This is a genomic window from Aminiphilus sp. (assembly GCF_029975095.1).
Taxonomy (GTDB): Bacteria; Synergistota; Synergistia; order Synergistales; family Aminiphilaceae; genus Aminiphilus.
The window spans coordinates 1-9,752 of record NZ_JARKPW010000153.1; the positions used below are offsets into that span (position 1 = coordinate 1).

At 51.1% G+C, this 9,752-nt stretch carries 10 protein-coding genes; 6 read left to right on the top strand and 4 right to left on the bottom strand.

Features of this window, described 5'->3' with window-relative positions:
• The 6 genes from Q1K49_RS09310 to tpiA all read left to right on the top strand — a co-directional run.
• Window positions 1-707 (top strand): RNase adapter RapZ (locus tag Q1K49_RS09310; RefSeq protein WP_300525423.1); only part of this gene is annotated, 707 nt, incomplete at its 5' end.
• Window positions 708-1,835, top strand: a complete 1,128-nt coding sequence (gene yvcK, locus Q1K49_RS09315; protein ID WP_300525425.1) for a uridine diphosphate-N-acetylglucosamine-binding protein YvcK — start codon at window positions 708-710, stop codon at window positions 1,833-1,835. It abuts the gene before it with no gap.
• The gene (gene whiA / locus Q1K49_RS09320; protein WP_300525428.1) at window positions 1,823-2,731 is read left to right on the top strand and encodes a DNA-binding protein WhiA; all 909 of its coding nucleotides are present in this window, start codon (window positions 1,823-1,825) and stop codon (window positions 2,729-2,731) included. Before yvcK ends, whiA begins: the two co-directional genes overlap by 13 nt.
• Before the next feature lie 427 nt (window positions 2,732-3,158).
• On the top strand, window positions 3,159-4,181 hold the full coding sequence (gap, locus tag Q1K49_RS09325) for a type I glyceraldehyde-3-phosphate dehydrogenase (RefSeq protein ID WP_300525431.1): 1,023 nt from the start codon (window positions 3,159-3,161) through the stop codon (window positions 4,179-4,181).
• A 43-nt stretch (window positions 4,182-4,224) separates the two neighbouring features.
• On the top strand, window positions 4,225-5,418 hold the full coding sequence (locus Q1K49_RS09330) for a phosphoglycerate kinase (protein ID WP_300525434.1): 1,194 nt from the start codon (window positions 4,225-4,227) through the stop codon (window positions 5,416-5,418).
• A 77-nt stretch (window positions 5,419-5,495) separates the two neighbouring features.
• Window positions 5,496-6,317, top strand: coding sequence for a triose-phosphate isomerase (tpiA, locus tag Q1K49_RS09335; protein WP_300525436.1), 822 nt, complete (start codon window positions 5,496-5,498; stop codon window positions 6,315-6,317).
• Window positions 6,318-6,607: 290 nt separating this feature from the next.
• Here tpiA and rsfS read toward each other — a convergent pair whose 3' ends face one another.
• The 4 genes from rsfS to cgtA form a co-directional block, all read right to left on the bottom strand.
• On the bottom strand, window positions 6,608-7,018 hold the full coding sequence (gene rsfS / locus Q1K49_RS09340; protein WP_300525439.1) for a ribosome silencing factor: 411 nt from the start codon (window positions 7,016-7,018) through the stop codon (window positions 6,608-6,610).
• 82 nt (window positions 7,019-7,100) lie between these two features.
• Window positions 7,101-8,423, bottom strand: coding sequence for an LCP family protein (locus tag Q1K49_RS09345; RefSeq protein WP_300525442.1), 1,323 nt, complete (start codon window positions 8,421-8,423; stop codon window positions 7,101-7,103).
• 6 nt (window positions 8,424-8,429) lie between these two features.
• Complete coding sequence (nadD, locus tag Q1K49_RS09350) at window positions 8,430-9,062, bottom strand: nicotinate-nucleotide adenylyltransferase (RefSeq protein WP_300525445.1); 633 nt, start codon at window positions 9,060-9,062, stop codon at window positions 8,430-8,432.
• Window positions 9,063-9,167: 105 nt separating this feature from the next.
• A partial coding sequence (gene cgtA, locus Q1K49_RS09355; RefSeq protein ID WP_300525447.1) for an Obg family GTPase CgtA occupies window positions 9,168-9,752 on the bottom strand: 585 nt, incomplete at its 5' end.

Below are 9,752 nucleotides of genomic sequence, written 5' to 3' on the forward strand. Positions count from 1 at the left end.
AATATGGTGTTGCCGCTGTCGTGGACGTCAGAGGCGAGGCACTTCTGCATGATCTCGTCGAGGTGATGGGATTTCTGCGCCGTTCCATTCCCGAAGTCAGGCTTGTTTTTCTCGATGCCGATGACGCGGAACTGCTTCGTCGTTTTGAGACGACTCGAAGACGACATCCTTTTGGCGGAATACCGATTCTGGAGGGCATTGCCTGGGAAAGAGATGTTCTGGCTCCCATTCGGGATATTGCGGATGTTGTTCTCGACACGTCCGGCCTCTTGCCGACAGCATTTCGGGAAAAGATTCTTGTGGAGCTGGGTTCTTCTCGGGAGCATGTCACACTTATCGTCAGTTCCTTCGGGTACAAATATGGTGTTCCCAAAGATTGTGACTTCCTTTTCGATGTCCGTTTCCTTCTGAATCCTTACTACAGTGAGGAACTGCGGCATCTGTCGGGAAGGGACGATGCGGTACAGACATATCTCAGGAATCTCCCGGAATCGGAACGGCTCATGGCGTCTTTACTGGGTTTTCTTGAGCTTGTATTGCCCCTTTATGGAAACACGGGGAAAATGCAGATGCATGTCGGGGTGGGATGTACCGGAGGAAGGCATAGATCCGTCGCTGTGGCGGAATGGATAGGCGCCCATTTTCGAGAAAAGGGGTGGGTATGTACCGTTCGCCACCGAGACATCGATAAGGAGGCACGTTGGTAGATGCCATCTTGGGTGGAATTTGCGCTCGGCATCGTCGCGGGGGGGATCGGAATATCCATCCTCAGAATGCTTCTTGAGCGATGGAACAAACGACGAAACCACTCAAAGCGCGATGTTATGGCGAAAGCCAGGGAGATACGTCTTTCCATGGGCCCGCAAATTGTCGCCTTCGGGGGCGGGACCGGCCTGTCCACGCTGTTGAGGGGACTCAAAGGATTCACGAGAAATCTCACTGCGGTAGTCACGGTCACCGACGAGGGGGGAAGCTCGGGAAGACTTCGCCAGGAATGGGGTGTTCTTCCTCCTGGAGACATCCGGAATTGCCTGGTTGCCCTTGCCGAGGACGACAGTGCTCTCAATCGTCTTCTTAGCTTTCGATTTGATCGGGGCGAATTGGCCGGGCACAGCTTGGGCAATCTCATTCTTCTTGCTGCTACTGAACTTGCTGGAGATTTCCGCCTCGCGGTGGAGGAAATGAACAATCTGCTCGCCATCCGTGGTAGGGTATTGCCTGTGACGACCGAGGCGGTGAGTCTTCACGGGCGAACCAAGGAAAATCTTCACGTCAAGGGCGAGCTCGATATTTCGCTCAATGGTATGAAATTAGAACAGATATGGCTTGAGCCTCCCGGAGCGATACCTCTTCCGGACGTCCTTTCCGCGGTGGAACGGGCAGAAGTGATCGTCCTGGGTCCCGGTAGTCTTTTCACGAGCATTCTGCCGAATCTCCTGCTTCCCGCAGTTGCTTCCGCGATACGAAAAAGCCCTGCGCCTGTCGTGTACGTGTCAAACCTCATGACGCAGCCGGGCGAGACGGAAACATTCAGCATCTTCGATCATGTAAAATGGATCGCCCGCACGACACGTCGCTATCCTGACTATGTTCTTGCCAATGAAGACCAGGTCCCCGAAGCGGTGGCGAAGCGCTACGCGTCGGCAGGAGCACGTCCGCTTCATCTCGGGGAAGAGGAGCTCGAAAAAATGTGTCGGAAGGGTATAAATGTTGTTGTCGGTTCATTTCTCGCCTTGAACAAAGAGGAGACGGTCCGCCATCAGAGCCACAGCCTCGCGGAAGCAATCGTCCGTATCACCCGTGAATCCCAAGAGAGACAAACGTGGAAAAACTGACGAACCGACTTTGGGACGAGTGGGTACTTTTTCCTCAAAGAGCGGAGGAAACACAGGAAGAAATTGATGGAATTCTCTCGGGAATGGAGATGTTGTCCTCTCCGTCCAATGGGAAGGATAAAATCCATCTTGGAAGTCGACGTCTCTGGGTTTTTCGCAGATTGCGGAGGCTTTGGAGCAGTTCCTCCTGGAAGGGCTTGCAGGAACTCGGAGAATTGCTTTCAGTGCCTCGGGAGAAGCACGGGAGAATTCTTCTGACACTTCCTGATGGTCTTTATTCCGAGGTGCGGGAGCGAAACGCCGAAGCCTTCAAAAAGCTTTTCCCAAGGTCTGTTTCCTGGTTTAGGGGCATTTGGGGAAATCTTGGCTCGCTCTACTTACCCCGTTTTGGTTATTACCTTGCGTTGAAACAACCGCAGGAGGACCAGGTACGTCTTCGTCTTCAGGGGGTTCTGAGAGGCTTGAATGTCCGGGCATCGTCGAGGCGGCGAGGCCAACGCGCTGAATGGCTTGTGCGTGACCAGCAGACGATCAGCCGTGTTCTCGGGTGCCTGGGGTTGATGAAGACAGTAACCTTGTTGGAACAAAACGCCAGGGTGCGTTCCTTACGGGAGCGGGCAAACATGATCGTCAACTGTGACTCCGCGAATATCCGGAAGAGCCTGGAGGCCGCTGCCAGGCACATTGCACTTTCAAAAAGGCTTGTGGAGATGAATGCTCTCGAGTATCTTCCCGACGACTTGAAAGAATTGGTGGTACTTCGTCTCCAACACCCCAGTCTGACCCTCAAGGAGTTAGGACAAATGCTCTCCAGACCTGTCAGCAAGAGTACTGTGGAATACCGCTGGAACAAACTCAGCCGCTGGGCAGGGATGGGGACTGAGGAGGAAAAATGAGACACAGTCTGTGGGATGCCCCCTTCTCGGCGTGTCCGAATTGTGCTTGGTTTTTCTGCGGGTGGGGAACATTTGTTCTTTTGCTTTGAGCGCTTGCTGTTTGGAAGAAGTTCCTGAAGTACTTTCGCCCGGTGTAGCTTTGGAAGGTGCATGAAACGTGCCGATTTCAAACGGCAATGCCGTCTTGCCAAAATCACGAGCACCATGTACTATGAAAACATGGTTTTCCCTTGAAGATCACCGTTGATGAGCTCAAGACGAAAAGCGTTGTTCTTTTCTGTAAGAACCCTTTGTGAGGCGAGAGAGCGGGGGCGTAGCTGGGCTATGCTTCCGCTTCATGTTCTCTTCCTGTTCCAACGGAGTTTCGGAGCTTGGCGGCAGCAGGGTAGTTCCAGCGAATTTCAGCTTGAGTCAGGAGGGATTGATCGTGAACAAAATACGCGTGGGAATCAACGGTTTTGGCCGTATCGGGAGATTGACACTGAGGGCATTTTTTCAGCATGGTACCGTTGAAGACCAGCTTTTCGATGTTGTTGCGGTGAACGACCTTGCCCCCCCAGAAAGCCTTGCTTATCTGTTTAAATATGATTCAGTACATCGGCGTTTTGCTGGTGATGTAGCCTGCGAAGGCAATGTACTGCTCATTGCGGGAACCAAAGTAGAAGTCCTTGCGGAAAAGGATCCCGCGAAGCTTCCCTGGAAAGACATGGGTGTCGATAACGTGATCGAATCCACGGGGAAATTTGTCGATGCGGAGAAAGCCAAGGCACATATTGCCGCTGGGGCAAAGAAAGTCCTCATCTCCGCTCCGGCTACAGAAGAAGATGTGACGGTAGTTATGGGAGTGAATGAACAGGTCTACGACCCGAAAAAGCACCATATCGTCTCGAATGCGTCGTGCACGACGAATTGTCTTGCGCCCGTAGTTAAAGTTCTGCACGAGTCCTTCGGTGTCGAAAACGGGTTGATGACAACTGCTCATTCATATACGAACGATCAGACAATTCTTGATTTCCCCCACAAAAAGCCCAGCCGTGGAAGGGCAGGGGCTGTTTCCATCATTCCCAGCACCACAGGCGCTGCTAAAGCCATTGGAAAAGTTCTTCCGGAGCTGAAGGGAAAATTGAACGGATTCGCTCTGCGTGTACCGACTCCGAACGTCTCCGTGGTGGACCTCTCCGCACTGCTCAAAAAGAATGTGACGGCGGAGGAAGTCAATGCGGCCATGAAAGTTGCCGCCGAAGGCCCCTTGAAGGGCATCTTGGCCTATGAACCGGAGGATCTTGTCTCCATGGATTTTGTTGGTGATAGCCATTCCTCAATTTTTGCCCCGCTTCACACCATGGTGGTCGATTCAATGGTGAAAGTTCTCGCATGGTACGACAACGAATGGGGATATAGCTGCCGCATCATTGACCTTGTGAATTACATGGTTCGTAAGGGAGTCTAACGACAGGCTTCATTGAGGAAATTGGAGGAGGGGAGTCGTACTCATGAAGCTTCGGCAGATCAATGCTGAGGAATTTCAAGGGAAAAACGTTCTCGTCCGGGTTGATTTCAACGTTCCCATGAAAGAGGGACGCGTGACCGACGACACTCGGATCCGGGCACATTTAGAGACACTTCGCCTGCTGAAAGATGCCGGGGCGAAGATAGCCTTGGTTTCGCATCTTGGCCGGCCGAAAGGCAAGAAAGACCTCTCGTTCTCCTTGAGGCCGGTGGCGGAATATTTTCGGGAATTAACGGGATGGAATGTCGCTTTTTGTGACGACTGTGTCGGTGATGCTGTTCAGAGCGCCATGACGCAGTGTTCCCGTGGAAGTTTCGTTGTTCTGGAGAACGTTCGCTTTTATTCGGAGGAAGAGAAGAACGACGAAGAATTCGCACGGAATCTCGCCGTCCCCTTTGATGCCTTTATTATGGATGCTTTTAGCGCCGCTCATCGGGCGCATGCATCCACAAGAGGTGTCGCGGAAGTGTTGCCTTCCTATCCGGGAAAACTTTTATCGAAGGAAGTGGAATTTCTCGGAGAGGTGCGTGATACTCCGAGGCAGCCCTTTGTGCTTGTCTTGGGCGGAGCGAAAGTTTCTGACAAAATCGGGGTCATTGAGCATCTGCTGGACAAAGTTTCCTCCATTCTCGTAGGGGGAGGCATGGCTTTCACATTTCTGAAAGCCATGGGAAAGAACATCGGCAATTCTCTCTGCGAGAAGGAGAAACTTTCCTTTTCGGAGGAAATGTTGGCGCTTGCGCAAAAAAAGAACATCGCGATTCATCTTCCCGTGGATGTTCTTGTTGCAAAAGAGTGCAAGGCTGACGTTCCAATATCTCTGGTCTCCGTTGATGCCATTCCCGAGGGGGAGATGGGATTGGATATCGGCTCGGAGACGTGCGAGCGCTTTGCGAAAATCCTGACCCGGGCGAAGACAATTCTTTGGAATGGCCCAATGGGTGTTTTTGAGCTTTCTCCATTTGCGGCAGGAACTCGTGCGGTATGTGAGGCCATGGCCGAAGCCACCAGGGAGGGGGCTCTCTCTGTGGTCGGAGGCGGTGACAGCGCAGCCGCCGTCAACGAGCTTGGCTTTGCCGAAAAGGTCAGCCATGTCTCTACCGGTGGAGGAGCAAGTCTTGAATTCTTCGAGGGAAAAACCCTTCCCGGAGTGGAACCGTTCATCGAGCATGCTTAGATAGGCGCTTGAAGAAGAAAAAAGCGGGGAGCTTTTGCTCCCCGCTTTCGTTTGGAGGATGAAAAGAAGAAAGGAGTGTGATTGTGGTGAAAACAAAACGTGCTGTTCTCCTTGCCGGAAACTGGAAAATGTATAACGGTCCCGGAGCTGCCCGAAGCTTCCTCTCGAAGTTGACGGGTATGGTGAAATCGTCTCAGGCAATTGAAAAGGCGATCATGGAACATCGTCTCGTCGTAGCACTTTTTCCACCTGCCCTGAGTCTCCATGTGTTTCGCGAAGGGAAAGAAATGTTGCCTTTTCTCAAATACGGCACCCAAAACGTGCACTGGGAAAAAGAAGGAGCGTACACGGGAGAGATTTCGGTTCCTATGCTACAAGAGATGTCCTGTGATTATGTCATTATAGGACATAGCGAAAGGCGGCAACTTTTTGGAGAGACCGATATCTCTGTGGGAAAGAAAGTGTGCGCATGTATTGCAGGCGGTGTCACCCCCGTTTTATGTGTAGGCGAGACCCTGGAAGAGCGTGAACGGAATTCCACCTTCGAGGTGGTGGAAAGGCAGCTCACCGAGGCACTCAAAGACGTTTCCTCCAAAGATGTCTCCACATCCCTTGTTGTTGTTGCCTACGAACCCGTCTGGGCCATTGGAACAGGGAAAAATGCACGGGACGAGGATGCTCAGGATGTGTGTCATCATATTCGGGAATTGCTGTCTCGGCGCTTTGGCGGAGATGCCGCCGAGGCCGTCTCGATTCTCTATGGTGGAAGTGTCAAGCCGGGTAATGTTCAGGGATTGTTGAGGCAAGCGGATATTGACGGAGCGCTGATCGGAGGAGCGTCCTTGCAAGTCGACAGCTATTTGGAAATTATTGAGGGTGCTCTGAAGGTCCTCGCCTAAATAGGAGCTGCGCTGAGATTGCAGCAGGTGATTCAACCTGATTCCAGCGATATTTGTATGCCACAAGCCTTATGCAGAGCAACGAAACGACGAGTAACGAAACGACGAGTTGTGAAAACGCGGACCCACGTTTTCACAACTCGTTTGACTCAAGCTTCGTGGATATCTTGAGAAAGCACATGAGAAGGGTTGGCAGGAATTACAAGCGCAACATAAGATACATTATAGGACACGAATGAGTGCGAGCCATTGCTTCCTGCCAGGACATACAGGACATAGTTGCTCTTGTGTTACTCGCCGTGTTCTCCAAACTGTGTGCACGGCGCGTCTCCCCAGATACGCTCAAGCCCGTAGAACTTTCGTCCCTCTTTACTGAAGAGATGAACCACGACATGGCCTGCGTCGACAAGGCGCCAGCGGTTGCTGGTTTGGCCCTCGAGCTGACAGAAAAGGTCTAACTCTCCCATTGCTTCTTCTGTTGTATCTTGTAGCGTTTGCAAGTGTGTTTCAGAATTTGCCGTGGCAAGGATGAATGTGTCGGAGACCGTTGTGAAATCACGGAGATCAAGAAGTAAAATGTCCATGGCGTGCTTGTCGTCAAGTGCTTTAATGATGCGAAGCGTTTCGCGAAGGTTTTCATCCATCCCATTCTCATGTCGGTTTTCTTCTTTTTCTTCTAGCAGTATCTTATGCTCTTCCATTTACATGCCCCCGTCTCTTGTTTTTGTTCTATTGCTAGAATAAGCAAGGAGATGAGTAGTTATTTTATTGAATGGTCAAATATTATTGTGCGATTGTTTGTAATTTAGAAAGAACTTTTTTGTAGTCATGCCCCAGGATAAGTGTGGCATAGGCTACTTTTGCGTCAGGCCTGACGAGTCGAGGCGAGATTCCACAAAGAACACCGAGGCTGCTTGCAGTCTTCCGTACTTTCTCATTGGCGTTTTGTGGGTAAAGAATATTGCTCGTGTGATAATCGAAATGTTTTGCATTCCCTACATAGCCGACATCAACACCCATTTTTTGCAAAAAAGCGGCCGCATCCTTGCTGATTCCCTTCGTTCCGTTTCCATTTAAAACGGCAACACGTTCCAAGATGGACTGGACAAGTGTTTCCATGTCCTGTTTTGTGAAGTTTGACTCGGCGGTTACTGTGAGTGTGTCGTCGCCCGGAATGTTCTCGGAGTCCCCTCTTCCGGGAAACGAGACGAGATCTTGGGAAAGAGGCTCTTCCGCATCCTCATCCTCGGCCCAGGAAAGAAATTTGGCCGTGGCGTTAAGATCTCCCAACCAATAGCTGATTCCGGAAATATAGGCGGGGTTTCCCGGGAGTGTCATGGCAACCAGGTCCTCAACGGAGACATCCTTTAAATAGGATGCCAGTTGGAGTGCCTGGGTGGTATTCATGTTCGTCTCGATATTACGGATAGTTTCCTCAACAATTTGAGGTAGTTTGGGTAACATTACAGGCATTTTTACTTTTTCCAAGAGCGCTGCCATAAAACGTTGCTGTCGCTTCACTCTTCCGATGTCTCCTTGCGCATCGTTGCGAAAGCGAACGTAATGAAGCGCTCGTTTGCCGTCGAGATGTTGCTGCCCTGCGGGAATATCAATGTAAAGCCCACCGGCTCTGTCGACGTAATGGAGTCTCTTTTCCACAAGAATATCAATGCCGTCCACAAGATCGACCAATGCAGGAAAAGTATCGTAGTTGAGAACGACAAAGTAATCAATGGGAATACCTAAATAGTTGATGATTGTTTTGTACAGGAGATCCTTTCCACCGAAAGCATAGGAATGGTTGATCTTCTGCCAGCCGTGTCCAGGAATTTGGACTCTGGTGTCTCTGGGAATCGAGAGAATCTTGATTTTCTTGGTGTCGATGTTGATTGTGGCCACAGCAATCGAATCGGCTCGTCTGGAGCCATCAGTGTAATCCACGCCTACAAGAAGTATGGTGACGGATCCTGATGCCTGATTATAGTGAAAATTTTCTTTAATATCACTGGAATCAGGCTGAATCACCTGCTGCAATCGCAGTGCGACTCCTATTCCGCTGGAAAGCAGCGCAAGAAAAACCGCGAGGACGATCTTCATTTTTGTCATGATTCCTCACCGCCCATGACGAACATACAAGGCCTTTTTGTGGATGAAATGCTCCACCGGCCAAGGAATCAGATATCGAATGCTTTTTCCCGTTGCGACACGTTCCCTGATCTCTGTGCTCGATATGGCAAGAAGTGGAATTTCCAAGGGAACGATGGCTTCTCTGATTTCCGGCGGAAGGTCGTCGAGTGCGGAGGTGCTGTAACCGGGGCGTCCTGCGGCGACGATGCGGCAGATGCGACTCAGGGCAAAGGGTTCCTTCCAGGAAAGGATGTCCAGAACGGCATCCATTCCCGTGATGAAGAAAAACTCCACGCTCGCCGGAGGGTACCAATGGTACATCTCTCGGATAGTGTCAACGGTATGGCTGGAGCCCCCCCTATCGATCTCGATTCGAGAAAGACGAAAGTGTGGATTGTCCAGTGTCGCGAGCAGTGTCATAGTGTACCGGTCCTCGGGCATGGAAACGCGTGTTTTTGCCTTGTGAGGAGGCGATCCCGTCGGGACAAAGAAAACCTCCTCAAGCCGCAACGCGGAATAGGCTTCCTCCGCGACGACAAGATGGCCGAAGTGAATGGGGTCGAAGGTTCCCCCCATGATGCCGATACGCCTTTTCTTGAGAACTTGTGCGTCCGTCATGCTCAATCGGCTCCCGTTCTTTCATGCTTTCCGAAAAACCCCCGGTTTTGCTGTAGAACGCATCCGCAGGGTATGTGCTGGCGTTCATATCTCATAGAATGAAATTTATTGTTGCTCCTTGTTTTTTTCGGTTTGAGGCCCGGGGTGCTCTTCCTCGGAGGAATCAGGCACGCTCCGATTCTCCTCCGCATTTCTCTGGGGAAGAAAATCAAACTCCAATTCCCCAAGCAGGATAGTGTCGCCTTCTTCGGCTCCGTAAGCTTCAAGGGCTTCTTCAACCTTATGTCGTCGGAGAAGGTTGTTGAAACGTATGATTGCTTCGTCGCTTTCGAAGTCGAATCGTAGGACAGCTCGCTCGAGGTAGGTGTGTACGATTCTGAAAGTGTGTGTGTTTTCTGGAATGATGACGAGAGGCATGCGTGTCTCTAGCGTTCTTGAGGTAGTCAATCCATCCTCAAGAGGCGCGAAAAGACGGGATGGCACTGTGTTCCGTGGATATCGTGCCGAAAAACGGGAGATCCCGTCGATGAGCTTTTCTATTCCGATCCCCTCTTTCGCACTGATCAAGAAAATGCCTTCGGTTTTGCTCCAAGGCGCGGCGTGTTCAGAGAGAATATGTGAAAGAATGTTTTCTCCGTGGTCGGAAAGGAGATCGATCTTGTTGCCCACAAGGAGAAAGGGTTTTTCCAA